19 protein-coding genes and 4 tRNA genes are annotated in these 22,955 nt (G+C 50.6%); 2 read left to right on the plus strand and 21 right to left on the minus strand.

The window, feature by feature from the left end; all coding sequences use genetic code 11:
- Positions 1-20 precede the first annotated feature (20 nt).
- From fusA to PsAD5_RS15035, 17 genes are all read right to left on the minus strand, one after another.
- On the minus strand, positions 21-2,096 hold the full coding sequence (gene fusA / locus PsAD5_RS14955; protein ID WP_063292675.1) for an elongation factor G: 2,076 nt from the start codon (positions 2,094-2,096) through the stop codon (positions 21-23).
- Between the two features lie 24 nt (positions 2,097-2,120).
- A complete protein-coding gene (gene rpsG / locus PsAD5_RS14960) occupies positions 2,121-2,591 on the minus strand; it encodes a 30S ribosomal protein S7 (protein WP_057464825.1) in 471 nt (156 codons plus the stop codon).
- 16 nt (positions 2,592-2,607) lie between these two features.
- Positions 2,608-2,979: a 30S ribosomal protein S12 gene (gene rpsL, locus PsAD5_RS14965; protein WP_057464826.1), complete on the minus strand. Its 372-nt coding sequence runs from the start codon at positions 2,977-2,979 to the stop codon at positions 2,608-2,610.
- A gap of 581 nt (positions 2,980-3,560) precedes the next feature.
- On the minus strand, positions 3,561-4,325 hold the full coding sequence (locus PsAD5_RS14970; RefSeq protein ID WP_206599643.1) for an SDR family oxidoreductase: 765 nt from the start codon (positions 4,323-4,325) through the stop codon (positions 3,561-3,563).
- A 196-nt stretch (positions 4,326-4,521) separates the two neighbouring features.
- Positions 4,522-4,824 (minus strand): hypothetical protein, encoded by a 303-nt coding sequence (locus PsAD5_RS14975; protein ID WP_057464828.1) that lies wholly within the window; start codon positions 4,822-4,824, stop codon positions 4,522-4,524.
- A 222-nt stretch (positions 4,825-5,046) separates the two neighbouring features.
- Entirely contained in the window at positions 5,047-9,249 is a 4,203-nt protein-coding gene (gene rpoC, locus PsAD5_RS14980) for a DNA-directed RNA polymerase subunit beta' (RefSeq protein WP_063289483.1), read from the minus strand.
- A 101-nt stretch (positions 9,250-9,350) separates the two neighbouring features.
- Positions 9,351-13,493 carry a DNA-directed RNA polymerase subunit beta gene (gene rpoB, locus PsAD5_RS14985; protein ID WP_057464830.1) on the minus strand — a complete coding sequence of 1,381 codons (4,143 nt, stop codon included), beginning with the start codon at positions 13,491-13,493 and terminating at the stop codon, positions 9,351-9,353.
- A 202-nt stretch (positions 13,494-13,695) separates the two neighbouring features.
- Entirely contained in the window at positions 13,696-14,064 is a 369-nt protein-coding gene (rplL, locus tag PsAD5_RS14990; protein ID WP_063289484.1) for a 50S ribosomal protein L7/L12, read from the minus strand.
- 60 nt (positions 14,065-14,124) lie between these two features.
- Positions 14,125-14,643: a 50S ribosomal protein L10 gene (gene rplJ / locus PsAD5_RS14995; RefSeq protein WP_063289485.1), complete on the minus strand. Its 519-nt coding sequence runs from the start codon at positions 14,641-14,643 to the stop codon at positions 14,125-14,127.
- 341 nt (positions 14,644-14,984) lie between these two features.
- Entirely contained in the window at positions 14,985-15,680 is a 696-nt protein-coding gene (gene rplA / locus PsAD5_RS15000) for a 50S ribosomal protein L1 (protein ID WP_057464833.1), read from the minus strand.
- Between the two features lie 6 nt (positions 15,681-15,686).
- A complete protein-coding gene (rplK, locus tag PsAD5_RS15005; protein ID WP_057464834.1) occupies positions 15,687-16,115 on the minus strand; it encodes a 50S ribosomal protein L11 in 429 nt (142 codons plus the stop codon).
- 121 nt (positions 16,116-16,236) lie between these two features.
- Positions 16,237-16,770: a transcription termination/antitermination protein NusG gene (gene nusG, locus PsAD5_RS15010; protein ID WP_057464835.1), complete on the minus strand. Its 534-nt coding sequence runs from the start codon at positions 16,768-16,770 to the stop codon at positions 16,237-16,239.
- 39 nt (positions 16,771-16,809) lie between these two features.
- Positions 16,810-17,001, minus strand: a complete 192-nt coding sequence (gene secE / locus PsAD5_RS15015; protein ID WP_057464836.1) for a preprotein translocase subunit SecE — start codon at positions 16,999-17,001, stop codon at positions 16,810-16,812.
- 119 nt (positions 17,002-17,120) lie between these two features.
- Positions 17,121-17,196: transfer RNA gene (locus tag PsAD5_RS15020), tRNA-Trp, on the minus strand.
- A 111-nt stretch (positions 17,197-17,307) separates the two neighbouring features.
- The gene (gene tuf, locus PsAD5_RS15025; RefSeq protein WP_063289481.1) at positions 17,308-18,483 is read right to left on the minus strand and encodes an elongation factor Tu; all 1,176 of its coding nucleotides are present in this window, start codon (positions 18,481-18,483) and stop codon (positions 17,308-17,310) included.
- Positions 18,484-18,589: 106 nt separating this feature from the next.
- Positions 18,590-18,663: transfer RNA gene (locus tag PsAD5_RS15030), tRNA-Gly, on the minus strand.
- 19 nt (positions 18,664-18,682) lie between these two features.
- A tRNA-Tyr gene (locus PsAD5_RS15035) sits at positions 18,683-18,767 on the minus strand.
- Between the two features lie 422 nt (positions 18,768-19,189).
- Between PsAD5_RS15035 and PsAD5_RS15040 the strand changes: the two genes are divergently transcribed.
- Positions 19,190-20,068: a TrmH family RNA methyltransferase gene (locus tag PsAD5_RS15040; protein ID WP_063289487.1), complete on the plus strand. Its 879-nt coding sequence runs from the start codon at positions 19,190-19,192 to the stop codon at positions 20,066-20,068.
- 218 nt (positions 20,069-20,286) lie between these two features.
- Here PsAD5_RS15040 and PsAD5_RS15045 read toward each other — a convergent pair whose 3' ends face one another.
- The 4 genes from PsAD5_RS15045 to PsAD5_RS27880 form a co-directional block, all read right to left on the minus strand.
- Positions 20,287-20,868: a hypothetical protein gene (locus tag PsAD5_RS15045; protein WP_153041397.1), complete on the minus strand. Its 582-nt coding sequence runs from the start codon at positions 20,866-20,868 to the stop codon at positions 20,287-20,289.
- A 121-nt stretch (positions 20,869-20,989) separates the two neighbouring features.
- Positions 20,990-21,418 carry a response regulator transcription factor gene (locus tag PsAD5_RS15050; RefSeq protein ID WP_342585863.1) on the minus strand — a complete coding sequence of 143 codons (429 nt, stop codon included), beginning with the start codon at positions 21,416-21,418 and terminating at the stop codon, positions 20,990-20,992.
- On the minus strand, positions 21,419-21,541 hold the full coding sequence (locus tag PsAD5_RS28670) for a hypothetical protein (RefSeq protein ID WP_275078124.1): 123 nt from the start codon (positions 21,539-21,541) through the stop codon (positions 21,419-21,421).
- A gap of 373 nt (positions 21,542-21,914) precedes the next feature.
- Positions 21,915-22,109, minus strand: coding sequence for a hypothetical protein (locus PsAD5_RS27880; protein ID WP_153040807.1), 195 nt, complete (start codon positions 22,107-22,109; stop codon positions 21,915-21,917).
- 611 nt (positions 22,110-22,720) lie between these two features.
- Between PsAD5_RS27880 and PsAD5_RS15055 the strand changes: the two genes are divergently transcribed.
- Positions 22,721-22,796, plus strand: a tRNA-Thr gene (locus tag PsAD5_RS15055).
- The last annotated feature ends 159 nt before the right edge of the window (positions 22,797-22,955 follow it).

The raw sequence follows: 22,955 nt of genomic DNA on the forward strand, positions 1-22,955 counted from the left end.
TTTGACTGGTCTAATGAGGTTTAGGCGTATTTCGCCATAACCTCGTCAGCAACAGCCTGCGGGACTTGGTCGTAATGATCGAACACCATGGAATACTGCGCACGTCCTTGGGACATGGAACGCAAGTTGTTCACGTAACCAAACATGTTGGCCAGCGGAACCATAGCAGTGATAACGGTCACGACACCGCGGTTTTCGGTACCGGCGATTTGTCCACGACGGGAATTCAAATCACCAATCACGTCACCCATATAGTCTTCTGGAGTGACAACCTCAACCTTCATGATAGGTTCCAGAAGCTTTGGACCTGCTTTAGCCACAGCTTCGCGGAAACCAGCACGACCTGCGATCTCAAATGCGAGCACAGACGAGTCAACATCATGGTAAGCACCGTCAGTGAGGGTAGCTTTAATGTCGACCATCGGGAAGCCAGCAAGTGGACCAGAGGACATGACGGATTCGATACCTTTGGATACACCAGGGATGTATTCCTTAGGAACGTTACCGCCAACAATCGTGTTAGCAAACTCAAAACCTTCACCAACAACATTTGGCTCGATAGAGAGTTTGATGCGAGCAAACTGGCCAGTACCACCGGACTGCTTCTTGTGGGTATAATCCACGTCAGCAGGCTTGGTAATGGTTTCACGGTAAGCAACCTGAGGTGCACCGATGTTTGCTTCAACCTTGAATTCACGCTTCATGCGATCAACAAGGATGTCCAGGTGAAGTTCGCCCATACCAGCAATGATTGTCTGGCCGGACTCTTCATCTGTCTTCACGCGGAAGGACGGATCCTCAGCAGCCAGGCGGTTCAGGGCAAGACCCATCTTTTCCTGGTCACCTTTGGTTTTAGGCTCAACAGCGATCTCGATAACCGGATCCGGGAACTCCATGCGTTCCAGAATAACAGGCTTCAGAGGATCACAAAGCGTATCACCAGTGGTCGTGTCCTTCAGGCCTGCGATAGCCACAATGTCGCCTGCATAGGCTACATCAATGTCATCGCGGGAATTTGAGTGCATCTGCATCATGCGACCAACGCGTTCGCGCTTGCCCTTAACAGTATTCAGCACGGATGAGCCTTTATTCAGCACACCAGAGTAAATACGTGCGAAGGTCAAAGAACCAACGAACGGATCGTTCATGATTTTAAATGCGAGCATACCAAGCGGCTCTTCATCAGAAGATTCGCGAGTGGTTTCTTCTTCAGTCTTGGCGTCGATACCTTTAATCGCCGGCACTTCAACCGGGTTAGGAAGGTAATCTACAACAGCGTCAAGAAGAGGCTGAACGCCTTTGTTCTTGAATGCTGTACCGCACAATACTGGAACGAAGTTGCCAGCAATGGTACCCTTACGAATAAGCTCTTGAAGCTTTTCGTTGGATGGCATTTCGCCTTCCAAGTATGCTTCAGTAGCTTCTTCTTCTACTTCTACAGCGATCTCGATCAGTTTTTCGCGGTATTCAGCAGCTTGGTCAGCGAGATCTTCTGGAATATCCAGCTCATCCCAGCTTGCTCCAAGAGCTTCACCGTTCCAAACCAATGCTTTCATCTTCAGCAGATCGATAACACCAGCAAATTCGCTTTCAGCGCCGATCGGCAGCTGAACACAAGCTGGGGTCGCACCAAGACGTTTCTCGATCATTTCTACACAGCGGAAGAAATCAGCACCGAGCTTGTCCATCTTGTTGACGAAGATCATGCGTGGAACGTTGTACTTATCAGCCTGACGCCATACGGTCTCAGTCTGAGGTTCAACACCAGCATTCGCATCGAGAAGTGCAACTGCACCATCAAGAACACGCAGGGAACGTTCAACTTCAATCGTGAAGTCAACGTGACCTGGAGTGTCAATGATGTTCAGACGCTTACCGTTCCAGTGGGCAGTCGTAGCAGCTGAAGTAATGGTAATACCACGCTCCTGCTCCTGCTCCATCCAGTCCATGGTAGCTGCACCATCATGAACTTCACCGATTTTATGGGACTTACCAGTGTAATACAGAATACGTTCTGTAGTGGTCGTCTTACCAGCATCGATGTGAGCCATGATACCGAAGTTACGGTAGTCCTCGATTTTGTGCGTACGTGACATAGCGTCAGCCTCTATCCAGGGTGATTACCAACGGTAGTGCGAGAATGCACGGTTAGCTTCAGCCATCCGGTGAGTATCTTCGCGCTTCTTAACGGAGTTACCACGGCCATTCGCAGCATCCAGCAGTTCACCGGACAGACGACCAACCATTGTGGTTTCGTTACGACCGCGAGCTGCAGAAATCAGCCAGCGGATAGCAAGTGCCTGACGACGCTCTGTACGAACTTCGACTGGAACCTGATAAGTTGCACCACCAACACGACGGGAGCGAACTTCAACCTGTGGCATAACGTTTTCGAGCGCCTGATGGAACATCTCGAGTGGGCTAGCCTTAGCTTTAGATTCGATCGCATCGAATGCACCGTATACGATGCGTTCTGCGGTGGATTTTTTACCATCGAGCATTACTGCGTTCATGAACTTAGTAACGACGATATCTCCGAACTTAGGATCCGGAATAACTTGACGCTTTTCAGCGGCGTGACGGCGGGACATATCGGTCTATATCCTATTATTTCGGACGCTTAGCGCCATACTTGGAACGACGCTGTTTACGATCTTTAACACCCTGGGTGTCAAGAACGCCACGGATGATGTGGTAACGAACACCAGGCAAATCCTTTACACGACCACCACGGATCATGACAACGGAGTGCTCTTGGAGGTTATGACCTTCACCCGGGATATAACCAATAACTTCAAAGCCATTGGTCAAACGGATTTTTGCCACTTTACGAAGCGCTGAGTTAGGCTTCTTAGGAGTGGTTGTATATACGCGAGTACACACGCCGCGCTTCTGCGGGCACGCTTCCATCGCTGGAACTTTGTTCCGCTTCGCCGGCACTGTACGCGGCTTACGGATCAACTGGTTGATCGTTGGCATAATTTGCCCTTTAACTACTTTTGCTCTTCGACCGGACGCAGTTTCTGGTAGACATACGCATGCGCACCAAATCCACGAACGATTATTCGTGAAGGGCACCGCGAAACCAGAGGACCACGGACGGATCCGCGGTCTTGCATTCGACTTGTATTCGCCTTTGAACCCGACAACGTTTAAGCTTCAGTACTCCGAGGCGAGGCGCCTCAGGAGAAGGACATTGCTTACTGCTTGCCATAAGGTTGCCGGAACCTACTCATCAGGACACTGTTCGTCAAGTCCCTTCCAAGAGATTCTTGGCCCCAGCCTCTCAGATTCATACGGTGTATCCCAAGATTCGCGTAGATTCAGCAATTTCCTCTCGGAAGACGTCAAAATTTGGAGGCGCTTAAGTGTTCATTGCAGTTTGACTCTGAAGATTAAAAGGAAGTTAAGCACATCCCTACTCTGACTCATCGTCATTTCCGCAGGTCATTTGATTCTTGCTGCTTTAACTCAAATTCAATTACGCCCCTTAAGTGCAAATACTGCCACAGGGCGAAGGCACGTCATCGCCTCAAGTCTCAAGCACCCAACACACCCAGTTAGGGAGCAAGGCCGCCGGCAACCGTCAGTGTCGTCCCACTCACGAATCCTGCCCCGGATGATCCAAGCCAGACAGCAGCCTCTGCAATATCTGAAGGCTCGGCTATACGACCAAGAGGTGTTGCAGCAGCAACAAGGGCCGGGCGATCAGGATTTCCCTCCCGCTGGTGCATGTCGGTCGCAGTTGTTCCCACACGGATCGCATTCACCCGAATGCCGAGGGGCCCAAACTCTTTACCTGCACCAACCGTCAATGTTTCCACTGCACCTTTTGAAGCGGCGTAGTGAACATACTCCCCTGGGCTCCCCATCACGGCGGCAATCGAAGACATATTTACAATCGCACCACCAGAACCACCTTCGTCAATCCTCATGCGTTTAGCTACTTCTTGCATGCAATAAATCATGCCGAACACATTGGTCTGAAAAGTCGAAACCAACGCCGAGCTATCCAAGTCCACTAAGGAGGACGATCCCCCTATGATACCAGCATTGTTCACGAGGCAAGTGATCGGCCCGAGGCTATCATCACAAATGACAAACATCTGACGCACGGCCTCAAGATCAGCAACATCCGCAGCAACAGCAATCGCGCGAACGCCAACCTCCTTGCATCGCCGGACAGTCTCTTCCGCTCCGGCCTCATCAAAATGATAGTTCACACAGACATCATAACCAGCTTCGGCAAAAGCAACCGCGGTGGCCTGACCAATGCCCTTGCTGGCACCTGTTACCAATGCAGTCTTCGAAGTAGCATTCCCCAAGAACGTTCGCTCCATTTAAATCTGGCTTCAACTGCAAAGCCAAAAGATCACTGTACTCACAAGTCAGGCAAGATCACTACATTTTTAAAGCCACCCAGCAAAGAGGCATTTACACCTCTCTTTTTTCCCCAAACGCAAAAAAGGAGAGGTAACCCTCTCCTTTCCAAAATCCAAAATCGGATCATCAGTTCAATTTTTAGAACGTGATCACTGAAACATTGCCTGCCAGTGCATCTTTATAAGGCTGAACGAAGAATTCTTCCTCCGGAGTTTCCGTGATGTATCCCAGCTGATCAAGAGCTGCATCCACGAAACCCTGTTCACCCAACGCTTCAACGGCACGGCGAACTGCACCATCGTCATCAGGCGCGGTCACCATTACGTGGAACGGAAGACCATCTTCTTCTTCACCGTCCTCCTCTTTCCAGGCACGGCCCATAATCAGGTAGACAACTGGAGGGGTGTCATCACCATTTTCTTCTTCAATCTGATCAGACATTTTATTTCCTTCATCACGCACTCAATCAGTCCAGCCCGACCGAAAGGATGCGTTTCAATTCAAAACACCAGACGTATCTGCCAAGATGTCTCAGCTTCCAAAATCAGATACGCGTCTTTCTTGTTAGTGGCAGGTCAGCAGGTCGCCACAAGCAACCATCTGCCATAAACGGAAAAGCCGCCCCGAAGGGCGGCTTGACCTCAATTTAGATTTTGCAGCTCACTAGAACTGACCGTCACGGCTGAAATCTTCCAACATGGAGTCCGCAGTTCCAGCAGTAGAAGCTGAACGGCGAGCGTCCTGGATGAGATCATCACGCAATGTCGCAATCTTACGAGTGCGGTTCATCGCCCCGCCTGTACCCGCTGGGATCAGACGACCAACAATCACGTTCTCTTTCAGACCGTCCAGTGGATCGATCTTACCGAAGACAGCTGCTTCAGTCAGAACACGCGTTGTTTCCTGGAACGATGCAGCAGAGAAGAACGAACGAGTCTGCAAGCTTGCCTTCGTGATACCCAGAAGAACTGGAACACCCTTGGCAGGATCACGTGCATTATCAATCGCACGCTGGTTAGCTGCATCAAATTCGATCTTATCGACCTGCTCACCAGAGAAGTACTCTGTTTCGCCCGGATCAGTGATCTCAACCTTCTGGAGCATCTGACGAACAATCACTTCGATGTGTTTGTCGTTAATGCCCACGCCCTGCAGACGATAAACTTCCTGGATCTCGTTAACGAGGAAGGCAGCCAGTGCCTCTACGCCCTTAATCGCAAGAATGTCATGCGGTGCCGGGTTACCATCAACAAGGTATTCACCCTTCTCGATAGTGTCCCCTTCCTGCAGGTGGAAGTGCTTGTTCTTCTGGATGAGGTACTCAACAGGCTCCAGGCTCTCATCGGTAGGATCGATGATGATGCGGCGCTTGTTTTTGTAATCTCGGCCAAAGCGGATCGTACCGTCAAGCTCAGCGATAATCGCGTGATCTTTCGGACGACGTGCTTCGAACAGTTCAGCAACACGTGGCAGACCACCGGTGATGTCTTTCGTTTTTGCAGATTCCAGAGGAATACGTGCAAGAACGTCACCAGCAGAAACCATGTCACCTGGCTGCACGGACAGAATAGCGTCAACGGAAAGCAGGGAACGAGCATCGCCACCGCGAGCCAGTTTCTTGATCTTGCCGCTGTCATCCTGAATAACCATCGCAGGCTTCAGATCAGCGCCACGCTGAGAAGAACGCCAGTCGATAACAACACGCTTGGTGATACCGGTCGCTTCATCAGCAGTTTCCTGCATAGAAGAACCATCCACCAGATCTTCAAAGCCAACACGACCGGAAAGTTCTGTCAGGATCGGACGAGTGTACGGATCCCATTCAGAAATACGATCACCGCGCTTGATGACGTCACCTTCGTCAACGAAGATTTTACCACCGTAAGTCAGACGATGCGTAGAACGCTCATTACCGTCACTATCTACGATAATGATGGACATGTTACGTGCCATAACAATGTTGTTGCCATCAGAGTCGCGAACCACATTACGGTTGCGCATCTTCACGGTGCCTTCAAAGTTGGATTCAATGAAGGAGCTATCAACAACCTGTGCCGTACCACCAATGTGGAACGTACGCATGGTCAACTGAGTACCAGGCTCACCAATGGACTGCGCAGCAATAACACCAACAGCCTCACCGATGTTCACCGGAGTACCACGTGCAAGGTCACGGCCATAACAGGTCGCACATACACCAGTCTTGGTTTCACAAGTCAGCACGGAGCGGATCTTGACCATCTGGACCTTGGCAGCTTCAAGAAGCTCCACGTCCTTCTCGTCAATCATACGTCCCTTAGGAACGAGCACTTCGCCAGTCTTGTTGTTGCGGATGTCTTCAGCCGCAGTACGGCCAAGAACACGCATACCAAGGGTCGCGATCACGTTACCAGCATCAACGATTGGCTGAACGGTAATGCCACCGGTGGAACCACAGTCAACTTCAAGAATGATGCTGTCCTGTGCAACGTCCACGAGACGACGTGTCAGGTAACCGGAGTTCGCAGTTTTCAACGCCGTATCGGCAAGACCCTTACGGGCACCGTGGGTGGAGTTGAAGTACTCGAGAACCGACAGACCTTCTTTAAAGTTCGCGATAATCGGGTTTTCGATGATGGAACCATCTGGTTTCGCCATCAAACCGCGCATACCGCCGAGCTGCTTCATCTGCGCTGGAGAACCACGCGCACCGGAGTGAGCCATCATGTAAACAGAGTTCATCTGTTTCTGACGACCTGTGTCCTCTTCGAACTCAGTCGCAGAGATGCGGCCCATCATTTCATCAGCGACTTTGTCAGTACACTTCGCCCAGGCGTCAACAACCTTGTTGTACTTCTCGCCCTGAGTGATCAGACCGTCGTTGTACTGCTGTTCGTATTCAGTCACCAAAGTGGTGGTGCTTTCAACGAGTGTCGCCTTGGCATCAGGGATAACCATGTCATCCTTACCGAAGGAGATACCAGCACGACATGCGTTTTTGAAGCCAAGCTGCATAACCCGGTCACAGAAGATAACGGTCTCTTTCTGGCCACAAGCACGATAAACCGTATCGATCATCTTGGAGATGTCTTTTTTGGTCATCAGCTTGTTACAGGCGTCGAACGGTACTTCGAAGTGCTTCGGCAGCAGCTCTGCAATCATCAGACGACCAGGAGTGGTCTCGTGGATTTCAGAGGTTGGGTTACCCAGCTCATCAACAGACTTGAAGCGGCCACGGATCTTGGAGTGAACAGTGATAACACCGTTTTCCAGCGCGTGGTGCAACTCACCCATGTTACCGAAGGCCATGCCTTCACCTGGCTCACCATCTGCCATAATGGACAGGTAGTAGAGGCCAAGAACAATATCCTGGGACGGTACGATGATCGGACCACCGTTCGCCGGATGCAGAATGTTGTTGGTGGACATCATGAGAGTACGGGCTTCAAGCTGCGCTTCCAGAGAAAGCGGAACGTGAACAGCCATCTGGTCACCATCGAAGTCAGCGTTAAACGCGGAACAAACGAGTGGGTGCAGCTGGATAGCCTTACCTTCAATCAGGGTAGGTTCGAAGGCCTGAATGCCAAGACGGTGAAGCGTAGGCGCACGGTTCAGAAGAACCGGATGCTCGCGGATCACTTCATCAAGGATATCCCAAACTTCCGGACGCTCTTTTTCAACGAGCTTCTTCGCCTGCTTAACAGTGGAAGAATAACCCTTTGCATCGAGGCGGGAATAGATGAACGGCTTGAACAGCTCAAGCGCCATCTTCTTCGGCAGACCACATTGGTGCAGCTTCAGTTCAGGACCCACAGTAATAACGGAACGACCGGAGTAATCCACGCGCTTACCGAGAAGGTTCTGACGGAAACGACCCTGCTTACCCTTCAGCATGTCTGAAAGGGACTTCAAAGGACGCTTGTTAGCACCCTGGATCACACGACCACGACGACCATTATCGAACAGCGCATCTACAGATTCCTGCAGCATACGTTTTTCGTTACGAATAATGATGTCAGGCGCTTTAAGCTCGATCAGACGCTTCAGACGGTTGTTACGGTTGATCACACGACGATAAAGATCGTTGAGATCAGACGTAGCAAAACGGCCACCATCCAGCGGAACCAGCGGACGCAGATCCGGTGGAATCACAGGAACAACGGTCAGAATCATCCATTCAGGACGGTTTCCAGACTCGATGAACGCTTCAACAACCTTCAGACGCTTCGCCAGTTTCTTAGGCTTCAGCTCTGTGGTTGCTTCTGCAATTTCCTGACGGATCTTTTCAGATTCACGCTGCAGATCCATGCTGGCAAGGATTTCACGGATCGCCTCAGCACCAATCATAGCAGTGAAGCTGTCTTCACCGTATTCGTCCTGAGCGGCAACAAACTCTTCTTCAGAAAGCAGCTGACGCAGCTTCATAGGAGTAAGGCCTGGCTCAATAACAACGTAGTTCTCAAAGTACAGGATGCGCTCAAGATCCTTAAGCGTCATATCCAACAGCATGCCGATACGGGATGGCAGCGACTTCAGGAACCAGATATGCGCAACGGGAGCTGCAAGCTCAATGTGGCCCATACGTTCACGGCGTACACGGGACAAGGTGACTTCTACGCCACACTTCTCACAGATAACGCCTTTATATTTCATGCGCTTATACTTACCGCACAAGCACTCATAGTCCTTGATAGGACCGAAAATCCGAGCACAGAACAGCCCGTCGCGCTCTGGCTTGAAAGTTCTGTAGTTGATCGTCTCCGGCTTTTTGATCTCACCGAACGACCAGGACAGAATTTTCTCCGGGCTGGCGATCGAGATGCGGATATGATCGAAGGTCTGTGCGGGAGCCTGTTGATTGAACAGGTTCATGACCTCTTGCGACATCAGCTCTCTCCTAAAATGCGCAGGTCGGGGAGCGTGCTAATAAGCAGGCTCCCCTCTTCCGGCATGAATACATGACTTACAGCGAAATACCTTGAAAGGTCTTATTCCGCGGCATCGATTGCTTCAGCGTCATCATTGGCTTTCTGACGCGGTTCCTTATCCTGCAACTCGACATTGAGGCCCAGGGAACGCATTTCCTTGACGAGAACGTTAAAGCTCTCAGGAATACCCGCCTCAAATGTGTCGTCACCCCGGACGATAGCTTCATAAACCTTGGTACGACCTGCCACGTCATCAGACTTAACAGTGAGCATTTCCTGCAAGGTGTACGCTGCGCCATAAGCTTCCAGCGCCCACACTTCCATCTCACCGAAGCGCTGACCACCGAACTGCGCCTTACCACCCAGCGGCTGCTGAGTAACAAGAGAGTAAGGTCCGATAGAACGCGCGTGGATCTTATCGTCAACCAAGTGGTGAAGCTTGAGCATGTAGATGTAACCCACAGTGACCTGACGGTCGAACTGTTCACCGGTACGTCCGTCATACAATGTAGACTGACCGGATGGCTTCATCTCAGCAATGTTCAGCATGTCAACAACGTCAGGTTCACGTGCACCATCAAAGACCGGAGTCGCGATGGAAACGCCATGACGCAGCTGCTCACCAAGTTTAGCAATGCCTTCGTCGTCGTATTCCTGAACCGGCTCACCCTTGATGTTGTCGCCGTAGATCTCAACGACCTTGCCACGAAGCTGCTCGATCTCGCCAGACTTACGATATTCGTCGTAAAGCTCGCCGATCTTCTGCCCCATGCCGGCACAAGCCCAGCCAAGGTGTGTTTCAAGAATCTGACCAACGTTCATACGGGATGGAACGCCGAGTGGGTTCAGAACAATATCAACGTGTTGACCGTCATCCAGGAATGGCATGTCTTCACATGGGTTGATTTTGGAAACCACACCCTTGTTACCGTGACGACCAGCCATCTTATCACCAGGCTGAATCTTACGCTTAACCGCAACGAAGACCTTAACCATCTTCATCACGCCAGGTGGCAACTCATCACCACGCTGCAGCTTCTCAACCTTGTCGATGAAGCGCTGTTCCAGACGCTTACGGCTCTCATCATAAGAACCACGAAGCGCTTCCAGCTCGCTCATCAGCTGCTCGTCTTCGACCGCAAACTGCCACCACTGAGAACGTGGGAATTCGTTCAGAACGTTTCCGTCGATCTCAACACCCTTGCGGAAGTTCTTCGGACCACCAACAGTCACATGACCCATGATCATCTCAGCCAGACGGCCATAGACGTTACGGTCAAGAATTGCCTGTTCGTCGTCGCGGTCTTTCGCAAGACGTTCAATCTCTTCGCGTTCGATAGCCATTGCGCGTTCGTCTTTTTCAACGCCGTGGCGGTTGAATACACGAACTTCAACAACAGTACCGGATACACCTGGAGACAGACGCATGGATGTGTCGCGAACGTCAGAAGCTTTCTCACCGAAGATCGCACGCAGAAGTTTTTCTTCTGGTGTCATTGGGCTTTCACCCTTTGGAGTGATCTTACCAACGAGAATGTCGCCTGGTTTCACCTCAGCACCAACATAAACAATGCCGGCTTCGTCAAGGTTCTTCAGCGCTTCTTCAGAAACGTTAGGAATATCGCGAGTGATTTCCTCAGGGCCAAGCTTCGTATCACGCGCCATCACTTCGAATTCTTCGAGGTGGATGGAGGTGAAGACGTCATCGCGAACGATACGCTCGGACAGAAGGATGGAATCTTCGAAGTTGTAGCCGTTCCAAGGCATGAACGCGACCATAACGTTACGGCCAAGCGCCAGATCACCCAGATCAGTCGAAGGACCGTCTGCAATGATATCACCCTTACGAACCCGATCACCTACGTTCACCAGCGGACGCTGGTTGATACAGGTGTCCTGGTTGGAACGCTGGAACTTCATCAGGCGGTAGATGTCTACGCCAGACTTGGAAGGATCCAGATCTTCTGTCGCACGAATAACGATACGTGTTGCATCAACCTGGTCAACCACACCGCCGCGACGTGCGCCAATAGCAGCGCCAGAGTCACGAGCAACGATTGGTTCCATACCGGTACCAACAAATGGAGCCTGTGCACGAACGAGCGGCACAGCCTGACGCATCATGTTGGAGCCCATCAATGCGCGGTTCGCATCATCGTTCTCAAGGAACGGAATGAGCGACGCAGCAACGGAAACCAGCTGCTTCGGAGACACATCCATCAGATCAACGCGATCAGAGGTGACCAAGATGTTTTCACCCGCATGACGACACTGAACCAGGTCGTTCACGAAGCTACCATCTTCGTTCATCTCAGCGTTCGCCTGAGAAACATAGTACTTGCTCTCTTCCATAGCGGAGAGATAGACAACGTCTTTCGTCACAAGGCCATCAATAACGCGGCGGTATGGGCTTTCAATAAAGCCATACTTGTTCACACGTGCAAAAGTTGCCAGTGAGTTGATCAGACCAATGTTCGGACCTTCCGGTGTTTCAATCGGGCAGATACGACCATAGTGTGTTGGGTGAACGTCACGAACCTCAAAGCCTGCGCGCTCACGGGTCAAACCACCAGGCCCAAGCGCTGAAAGACGACGCTTATGCGTCACTTCAGACAGTGGGTTGGTCTGATCCATAAACTGAGACAGCTGGGAAGAACCGAAGAACTCACGTACAGCTGCTGCAGCAGGTTTTGCGTTGATCAGATCCTGAGGCATCACAGTGTCGATCTCAACGGAGCTCATACGCTCCTTGATCGCACGTTCCATGCGCAGCAGGCCAACACGGTACTGGTTTTCCATCAGTTCGCCAACGGAGCGAACACGACGGTTACCAAGGTTATCGATGTCATCGATTTCGCCGCGACCATCACGAAGATTAAGCAGCAGGCTGATCACTGACAGGATATCGTCTTTACGCAGAACACGAACAGTATCTTCACACTCAAGGTCAAGACGCATGTTCATCTTCACGCGGCCAACCGCGGAAAGGTCATAGCGCTCAGCATCGAAGAACAGAGACTGGAACATAGCCTCTGCAGTCTCAATGGTTGGCGGCTCACCAGGACGCATAACGCGGTAGATGTCAAACAGAGCACCTTCGCGGCCGTCATTCTTGTCAGCAGCCAGCGTGTTGCGGATGAAAGGACCAACGTTAACGTAGTCGATATCCAGAACAGGCAGATCGTGGTAGCCACGCTCGATCAACTCATGAAGAAGCTTTTCAGTCAGCTCTTCACCAGCTTCAGCATATATCTCACCAGTACGCGTATCAACAATGTCTTCGGCAAGGTACTGGCCAAACAGATCATCATCAGTACCCTTAAGAGATTTAACACCCTTTTCGGTCAACTGACGGATTGTACGAGCGGTAATTTTCTTACCAGCTTCAACAACCACTTCACCGCTGGCAGCATCAACCATATCGGCAGTTGCTTTAGTACCCTTAAGACGAGCACCATCGAACGGTACGGACCAGCTGTTTTCGCCGTTACGTACGTAGTCGATACGGTTATAGAAGGTATTGAGAATCTCTTCGCTATCAAGACCAAGCGCCATCAACAAAGATGTCACAGGGATCTTACGACGGCGGTCGATACGTGCGTGGACAATGTCCTTAGCATCGAATTCGATATCGAGCCATGAACCACGGTAAGGGATCACACGTGCAGCAAACAGAAGCTTACCGGAAGAGTGGGTCTTACCTTTGTCATGGTCAAAGAATACACCCGGGGAACGGTGCATCTGAGACACGATAACGCGTTCTGTACCATTGATCACAAAGGTACCGTTATCGGTCATGAACGGAATATCGCCCATGTAGACATCTTGTTCTTTGATGTCTTTAACCGATTTTGCGCCAGTATCTTCATCCACATCAAACACGATGAGGCGAAGCGTAAGCTTCAGTGGCGCAGCGTAAGTCATATCACGCTGGCGGCACTCTTCCACATCATACTTTGGTGCTTCAAATTCGTAATCTACGAATTCAAGAAGGGAATTGCCTGCAAAATCCGAAATGGGGAATACGGACTTAAATACGGCCTCTAGGCCTTCGTCAACGCGGTTATCTTCAACCTTATCAACTTGCAAGAATTGGTCATAAGACGCCTTCTGCACTTCGATAAGGTTTGGCATAGCCGCTACATCGCGGATGGATCCGAAGTATTTACGGACCCGCTTGCGACCGTTGAACGTCTGCGTCATTGTCGCTCCTCGTATCACTCAAGGTGACGGTTCAGAAAAACGACGCCCTGCATGGCAGAAAACGTAGCTTCTCAGAACCGTCCACAATAGGGCGCTGTTCAGGCACCCTCCCCCGTTGGGACGTTTACCCCGGCCGGGAAACCCGCCAGGGTACGGAAAAGGTCCCGGATTACTCCGGGACCAATATCTGAAGAACTCAGGATTACTTGAGTTCTACTTTTGCACCAGCTTCTTCGAGCTTCTTTTTCAGCTCAGCAGCTTCGTCTTTAGAAACTGCTTCTTTAACAGCTTTTGGAGCGCCTTCTACGAGCTCTTTAGCTTCTTTCAGGCCAAGACCCGTGATCGCACGCACTTCTTTGATCACGTTGATTTTCTTCGCGCCAGCATCAGCCAGGATCACGTCGAATTCAGTCTGTTCTTCAGCAGCTTCAGCAGCTGGACCAGCAGCAGCAACAGCTACAGGAGCAGCAGCGGAAACGCCCCACTCTTCTTCGAGCAGCTTGGAAAGCTCAGCAGCTTCCATAACGGTCAGTGCGGAGAGTTCTTCTACGATCTTTGAGAGATCAGCCATTTTTCAGTACCTTGTTGTTCGAACCGTTTTCGGTTTTGACAAAAATTATGTGGTTCCGCCTTACGCGGCTTGGTCCTTCTCGGCGTACGCATTGAAGACGCGAGCAAGTTGCCCGGCCGGTGCGCTCGTAACCATGGCCATACGGGTCGCTGGGGTCTGAAGCATACCCACCAGCTTGCCACGAAGCTCGTCCAGAGACGGCATCGCTGCCAGTGCTTTAACACCAGCAGTATCCAGGTTAGTTGAACCAAGAGCACCACCAAGGATTACGAAATTTTCGTTAGCCTTAGCGAAGTTAGCAGCAGCCTTAGGCGCAGCAACTGGATCGTCAGAGTAGACGATGACAGTTGGGCCTGTGAACAGGTCGCTGATATGCTCTAGTTCAGTGCCTTGAAGGGCAAGCTTGACAAGGCGGTTTTTAGCAACCTTTACGGTACCACCAGCTTCACGAGCATCAGCACGCAGCTGAGTCATCTGAGAAACTGAAAGGCCCGCATAGTGCGCAACAACTGCAACGCCAGTGTTCGACAACACTTCGTTGAAATCGCTGACGAACTTTTGCTTATCCGCTCTTTCCACTTGCCTTCTCCAGTTGGCAGCAATTCTCATTGCCGCCGGTTTGCCTTTGCCGCATCAAAGTTGGGCTAACCCAACCTCGACAACGACGATTAGGGTCCTGTCCCCTTACGCGCCGGAGAGACGCAGCAAGGCAATTTGGTTCGAACCGCAAGGTTGAATTGCATTTTGCATATCAACCAAATCAGTTCTTCTCCATCTATGCAGGCCTTTCTTATCAAAAACTTAAACCAACAAACGTTGGCACCTGCAGTCTCGGACAGGGATGCCGAAGGACCATAACAGTCTTTCAGCGGTAAAACCTCCCACATGAAAGCGGGAGGTAACTCTTATAGGCGAGGTGTTTACTCGGTAATAGAACCAAGATCAACCTTCACGCCAGGTCCCATCGTGGATGAAAGGGCTACGCGCTTAACGTAAGTACCTTTTGCACCTGATGGCTTAGCTTTGATCACTGCATCAACGAACGCTTTCACGTTCTCTTCCAGCTTGGAAGCTTCAAAAGAAGCTTTGCCAACGCCAGCGTGAATGATACCAGCTTTTTCAACGCGGAACTGTACAGAACCACCTTTGGCGTCTGTAACAGCCTTGGTCACATCAGGGGTCACAGTGCCAACCTTAGGGTTAGGCATCATGCCGCGAGGACCGAGAACTTTACCAAGACGACCAACGAGTGGCATCATGTCAGGAGTTGCGATGACGGTATCGAAGTTGATGGTACCGCCCTGAACTTCTTTAACCAGCTCTTCAGCACCAACAATGTCTGCGCCAGCAGCTTTTGCTTCATCAGCTTTCGCATCACGAGCAAATACAGCAACGCGTACAGTTTTACCGGTACCGTTTGGAAGAACACATGCACCACGAACCATCTGGTCTGCGTGACGTGGGTCAACACCAAGGTTGATTGCAACTTCGATGGTTTCGTCAAACTTGGCAGTGGAGCCAGACTTAACAACACCAAGAGCTTCGCTTACTGCGTACTCTTTGTTACGATCAATACCTTCGCGAGCAGCTTTAATGCGCTTACCTACTTTAGCCATGATACTTTACTCCGTAACTTCCAGACCCATGGAACGGGCGGAGCCTTCGATCATCAGCATTGCTGCTTCGATGTCGTTAGCGTTGAGATCTTTCATCTTAGCTTCTGCGATTTCACGAACCTGAGCTTTAGTCACGGACGCGATGGTACCGCGACCGGCAGTTGCTGAGCCAGATTTGACTTTCGCAGCTTTCTTAAGGAAGAAAGAAGCCGGAGCTGTCTTAACTTCAAAAGTGAAAGACTTATCGGAGTAATAAGTAATGATAGTTGGGCAAGGAGCACCTTTCTCAACATCCTGGGTCTTAGCGTTAAACGCCTTACAGAATTCCATGATGTTCAGACCGCGCTGACCCAGCGCAGGACCAATTGGTGGGGATGGTGTAGCAGAACCTGCTGGCACCTGAAGCTTTAAGTAGCCGTCAATCTTTTTCGCCATAATTCTCTCCAGAATGGATCTGTGAAATCACGCCAAGCGCATTTCACTGGATAAGAGAGCGGGCGGTCTGGCTTCCAGCACACCGACGAAAGTGCGCTTCACCTGCCGCCCCATCCCGGACTTAACCGACTTTGTCGACCTGTCCGTATTCAAGTTCAACCGGGGTAGCCCGGCCGAAGATGGACACTGTCACTTTCAGACGTGCCCGTTCCTCATCGACTTCCTCGACGAGACCAGAGAAGGAAGCAAACGGGCCATCGCTGACGCGAACCTGTTCACCAACTTCAAAGCTGACAGAAGGTTTCGGAGCTTCGACACCTTCCTGAACCTGATTAAGAATACGCTGCGCTTCAGCCTCAGAGATCGGCATCGGCTTCTTGTCGTTACCGAGGAAGCCAGAAACTTTCGGCGTATCGTTGATCAGGTGATAAGCATCGTCGCTCATCTCCATCTTCACCAGAACGTATCCTGGGAAGAACTTACGCTCAGCATCAACTTTGCGACCGCGACGTACCTCTACGAATTTCTCGGTCGGAACCAGAACTTCGTCAAATGAATCTTCAAGACCCTGCTGCTGAGCTCTTTCTTTAATCGCTTCAGCAACTTTACGCTCGAAGTTCGAATAAGCGTGCACAATATACCAGCGCTTAGCCATCTTAAATCCTGTTCCTACTAGAAATGCCTGTGAGGCTATTTAGAAGCCAAGCAGTAAACTGATACCCCAGCTCATCAGCTGGTCAGCAGCAAGAAAGAACATCGCCGCCAGGAAAACCATCACGAAGACCATTAACGTGGTCACGCCAGTTTCCTTACGCGTCGGCCAAGTTACCTTCGCAGTTTCAGAACGAACTTGCTGGATAAATGTAAAAGGATTGGTTTTTGCCATCCGGTCCCGGCCCATTACACGACAGGTGGGCGCGTAGATTCTTCCACGCACCCTATCCCTGAAAAACTCTTCATATGCCACCAACTTCGATTAATCAAGATCTTTCTCAACCAAAGAGATGGCAGGGGCAGCAGGGCTCGAACCCGCGACCTACGGTTTTGGAGACCGTCGCTCTACCAACTGAGCTATACCCCTACAAAGCCCCAAGCATGGGACAAAACCTTTTTCCGACCAATAATCAACTCACTGGAAGGAACCGTACCGCAATAACCACCGCGGTACGATATGTAAAGACTTTAAAAGCCTTTATTCGATGATTTCAGCTACAACACCAGCGCCGACGGTACGACCGCCTTCACGGATAGCGAAGCGCAGACCATCTTCCATAGCGATTGGTACGATAAGTTCAACTGAAACAGCAACGTTATCACCAGGCATCACCATTTCTGTGCCTTCTGGCAGAGAAACAACACCAGTCACGTCAGTCGTACGGAAGTAGAACTGCGGACGGTAGTTGGTGAAGAATGGAGTATGACGTCCACCCTCTTCCTTGGTGAGGATGTATGCCTCAGCCTTAAACTTAGTGTGAGGAGTAACGGAACCTGGCTTACAAAGAACCTGGCCACGCTCAACATCTTCACGACCAACACCACGGATCAATGCACCGATGTTGTCGCCAGCTTCGCCCTGATCGAGCAGCTTGCGGAACATTTCAACACCAGTAACAGTGGTCTTAGATGTGTCTTTAACGCCAACGATCTCAACTTCGTCACCAACGTGAACGATGCCACGCTCTACACGACCGGTTACAACAGTACCACGGCCAGAGATAGAGAACACGTCTTCGATCGGCATCAGGAATGGCAGATCGCGTGGACGGTCAGGAGTTGGGATATAGTCGTCAACTGCAGCCATCAGCTCTACAATTTTGTCTTTGCCGATCGCGTCATCACGGTCTTCAAGAGCAGCAAGTGCAGAACCAGCAATGATTGGAATATCATCGCCTGGGAATTCGTAGGAAGAAAGAAGTTCACGAACTTCCATTTCTACGAGTTCAAGCAGTTCTTCGTCGTCAACCTGGTCAACTTTGTTCATGAAGACAACCAGAGCAGGCACACCAACCTGACGAGCGAGCAGGATGTGCTCGCGTGTCTGAGGCATTGGGCCGTCTGCAGCGTTAACAACGAGGATCGCGCCGTCCATCTGCGCAGCACCAGTGATCATGTTTTTCACATAATCAGCGTGGCCTGGGCAGTCAACGTGTGCGTAGTGACGAGCTTCGGTCTCATACTCAACGTGCGCAGTGGAGATAGTGATACCACGTGCGCGCTCTTCAGGAGCACCGTCAATTTCGTCATATGCTTTAAAATCACCAAAAGATTTAGTAATCGCAGCAGTCAGCGTAGTTTTGCCGTGATCAACGTGGCCGATTGTGCCGATGTTGACGTGCGGCTTATTACGTTCAAATTTTTCCTTCGCCATGGGCGTAGCTCTCTATTTAATCGTAGTTCCGTCGATCAAGGCTTGAAGCCAATAAAAGACCCCAAGGATTCTGTTAGGATACCTTCAGCAAAGAGCGAGAAGAGATTGGAGCGGGTGAAGGGAATCGAACCCTCGTATTCAGCTTGGAAGGCTGCTGCTCTACCATTGAGCTACACCCGCATTACCAATTTCAAGTCGATGGTGGAGGAGGTTGGATTCGAACCAACGTAGGCATAGCCAGCGGATTTACAGTCCGCCCCCTTTAGCCACTCGGGCACTCCTCCGAGATCGACCAAAATTCTCTAAAAGAGAACTTTTTGAAACTCGTTTTGCCAAACACGCCGCTTAACCGCTAAGCAGTTGCGCCGCGTCCTGTGGCGCGGTTTATGCCGCTGAGAACGCCATCTGTCAACGCCTCTTTTGCATGTGCCTGTGCAAAATCAACAAGGCAGTTAGTTTTCCCCCTTTTTTGTCGAAGAACTAACCGACGGAATCTACGTATGACCTTGCTAAATCACAGCTCTTCTCACCAAACCCGGCAATTTTGGTGCAAATTCTTTTTTTGGCAAAGTGAAAAGATTACACACATGAACACCCTCTCAAATTCACTGGACCTGCTCTTTTTATATAAGCAACAAAAAAGGAATGTTTAGCCTCCCCTCTTTATTCCCTTGAAGCGAAAACATCACCGGAGTATCGAGAGGCTATGAGCAACTTTAAAAAACAAAAGAGCGCAGGCGGCAACCGCTGGAGCCCTGAGCAAAGCCCAGAGCGAAGCAATGATCGCCCCCATAAGAAAAGCCGGCCCGATGGAAAACCGTCTGGTGGATTTTCAAAGGGCAAGCCCTGGCTGAAGAAATCAGCTGCTGAAGACGGCCCTTTCTATATATATGGACTTCACACCATTGAAGCCGCCTTTAGAAATCCGGAACGCACTCGCCACAAGCTCCTCATAACGCAAAACGCATTACGGCGGCTGGAAGAGCGCAATCTGAAGATTGACGTTCCGGTTGAAGAAGCCAGCCCCCGCGACATCGACAAGCTGGTTGGCAAAGATGCCGTCCATCAGGGCGCTGCACTGCTGGTGGATACCCTTCCTGAATATGGACCGGAAGAACTCCAGGACGGTCAGCTCGTTCTGGCACTCGATCAGGTCACCGATCCGCACAATGTCGGCGCTATCCTACGTTCCGCTGTCGCTTTGAGTGCTGACGCTGTTGTCACCACCCGCCGTCACGCACCTGAAGAAGGCCCGGTCCTTGCCAAAACAGCAAGTGGCGCGCTGGATATGATCAAACACGTCCGCGTCCCGAACATGTCTCGTTTTGTCGATGAAATGAGAGATAAAGGCTATCAGGCAATTGCATTGGACAGCGAAGGTCCGAACTCCGTCGAAAATACAACTTTCACGGATAAGACCCTGCTGGTCCTCGGCTCAGAAGGAAAAGGTGTACGTGAAGGCGTCCGCAAAAACTGCGACGCCCTCGCCCGCCTGGACATGCCGGGAGAGATCAAATCCCTCAACGTCTCCAACGCAGCGATCCTGTCCCTCTACGTCGCCCGCATGAAAATGGGGCTGTCCTAACCGACAGCCTCCGGGTCTGCATCTACGGCGTATCCCTAAAAGTGGAAACTGGTTTCAGATAAAGTCACGCAAAAACAAAACTAAGCAGTTCATGCGTTTCAGCTAAAAGCGAGTAGCTTTAAACTCAAACAAGAGTCGCGTCTCAAGTAGCAACCACAAACCGCATGAAGCAAAAAATTCTATAGCGGGTTATGTACCCATCTTTGTTGGGATCCACCTTATATAGACAGCTTGGACGCAGGCGTAAATTTGAAGCTATAGCCCCCATCCAGCCAGCATTGAAGACGATTCTGAGTATAGTGATCACTCACTTCGTAATGCGTAACGCAGCCAACCTTAGGAACGTCTGGGGCATCACCGAGCAAAGCCATATCTAGTGTCATGCAATTGGCATGGTAGATATGAACACTGCCGCCATCCTCTTTTTGCAGATAGGCAGTGTGTACGACCGCACCGACCTGGTCATCGATGAAGTTGATGATGCCTGACCCGGTTATCTTTGTATGGTCGAAATATTTCTGCGTGTTTGAAGCAGTGATGCCCATTTTATCTGAGAAGCCAAGCGGGTAACCACCTACTTTTGCTCCGCTCATGAGTTCCTGCTTGAAATGGTTTGAGATTTTTCCTTCAAGCACGCCCACTTTCAGAGCAAAATTATAGCAAACCTGAGGATGCCAGCCTTCTGGCTTCTTAGCGAAGTCAGAGGCAATCTTTTTTTGAAGCTGCGCACTCGTGACAGGATTACTTACTCCCTGGTGAGCTTCGTGCGGTTTGAACAACCTACCAAAACTAATACGCATATTTCACTAACCTTATAAACAAAGCCTATGGCACGAAGCCGATGCGGAGAAAGCTTTCCAATACGCTACTGTTCTCGCATCGGGCTGACCATGAAGCTGAAACTTTGCCAGTTAGTTGAGTTTAGCTGAGTAGCGCCACCTCCATGATGCGCAGTGTGATAGTCAGATCTTTAAGTATGCACCTTACACATATAAGCCCACCGCCAGCGACATTATCGTCTTTGGTCACAACGTGCCCACGGCTGCTGATCAAGCTCTCAAGAACCAGCAGTTCATGCCTTAGCAAGGGCAAGGCCACCGCGTTGACCGTGGTTGTTCGAGATTTAACGTTATAGGAAAGACTGCCGACAGTTTCAGTTTTACCAAACACGGAGCCTGACCGGCGCAACAAAGCCCGCATTCTTGCGACAAGCTCAGACATCGCAAACGGCTTGATCAGATAATCATCCGCTCCAGCCTCCAACCCATCAATTCGATCTTCAATTGCATCATGGGCGGTCGGCATAAGAATAGGCAGATCGCTGCCTTCCTCCCGAAGGGATGAAATAATTTAAATCGCATCTCCATCCCGCAACATTCGATCAGCAATTAACCCGTCAAACATCTCAGAGCTCATGAGCATTTGCGCATCTTCAACACGTCCACGCTGATCTACCGAAAACGCAGCAGCCACTAAGGCCTTTTCAATTTGCTGAGCGATACATCTTTCATCTCACAGTACCAAAATCCACATTCAACTCTCTTGTTGACCAAGAACCCTACAAACATATGCGCATGGCACATCTCAAACTTAAGCCAAAGTTAAGTCCCAAAACCTTGCATCCTGTACAAAGCCTTGCTCCCCCCTCAACGATAGCCAACTCAGTATTCTCACCCCGCAGATAGGAACTGTAATGCGTAGGCAGGAACCGTTGCTCCCCTTTCATGCTGCAGACACAGCTCACTTGACCTGCAAGACCAGCAGCAACCGGATCAACTCACAAAAGACAGTATTTTATATTGCGGCTGTTTCTTGATGCTCCAGTTCAACATAGGACAGGATCCACCTAGAGGGCATCACTGATCGTTCTCATCACAACACTCAACTTGTCACCACAACAAACAGCAAGACTATTCCGGCCTGCATGAACACAGGCCATGCGGAGAACCGCTATCGCCTGAACGTCTCGTTCTGCATCTGCGAAGTTCTGAGCCTTGCCTAAACACCCTTCGGCTTCCCAACAGGACACCTTTCGCGCCAAGCTGTGTCTCCGCACCCAACCACCAAAGCTCCCACACTCTGGCAAGCGCTCCCGACGACCAAACAAAGAACGCTGCTCAAAAGCCCTGCAACCAAAAACGCTCACTCACACACACCACCTCATCACAGGCCCGCAAACACCACCAAAAGCAACAGCTGCCAAGACACCAACAGAGGCAAAACTGATATTCAATGAATATGTATGCTTCTCACTTTTAAAATTCACCGAAGCGGAAATTCATCGGCTCCACTCCCCTTCCACCATCCAGCTGCCGCCAAGGGGGAATAAAGAAGCATAACTCACACCCAAACCGACAAAGCCAACGCTCCTTTAATCAGCCAGCGTTTTCCGGCCACACCCCATAGGAACGCAGAAATTCCCAATACCGTTCAAACGAACGCACAAAACAACGCAGACGCGCAAACCAAGAAATTTTCTATCAATATCAATAGGCTGCATCCTCCGCATGTGGAAAAGAAGCCCCAAAACAACCAGATCAACCCCGAATTCACCCAAAAAATTCGCTCCCCTGTGAATTCTTCCAAATTTTTGCATTTTCGGTATTTACAAACCCCGCCAGCGCCCGTAAATACCCCTCCAACGAAGACGACGCCGGTATAGCTCAGATGGTAGAGCACCTGACTTGTAATCAGGGGGTCGCGGGTTCGATCCCTGCTGCCGGCACCACTCTTCTCCTTGATTTATCAAGGGAATTTCAAAGCCTCCTCCGGGAGGCTTTTTGCTTTTCTGGCTTTTGTCAGCATATGGTAAGCAAATGGGCGTTTTGGTAAGCAGGATTTCGCCCCTCCTACCCCCTCCAAATTCTCTTTCAACTTAATACTGGAA

This window comes from Pseudovibrio sp. Ad5 (assembly GCF_001623095.1).
GTDB lineage: Bacteria > Pseudomonadota > Alphaproteobacteria > Rhizobiales > Stappiaceae > Pseudovibrio.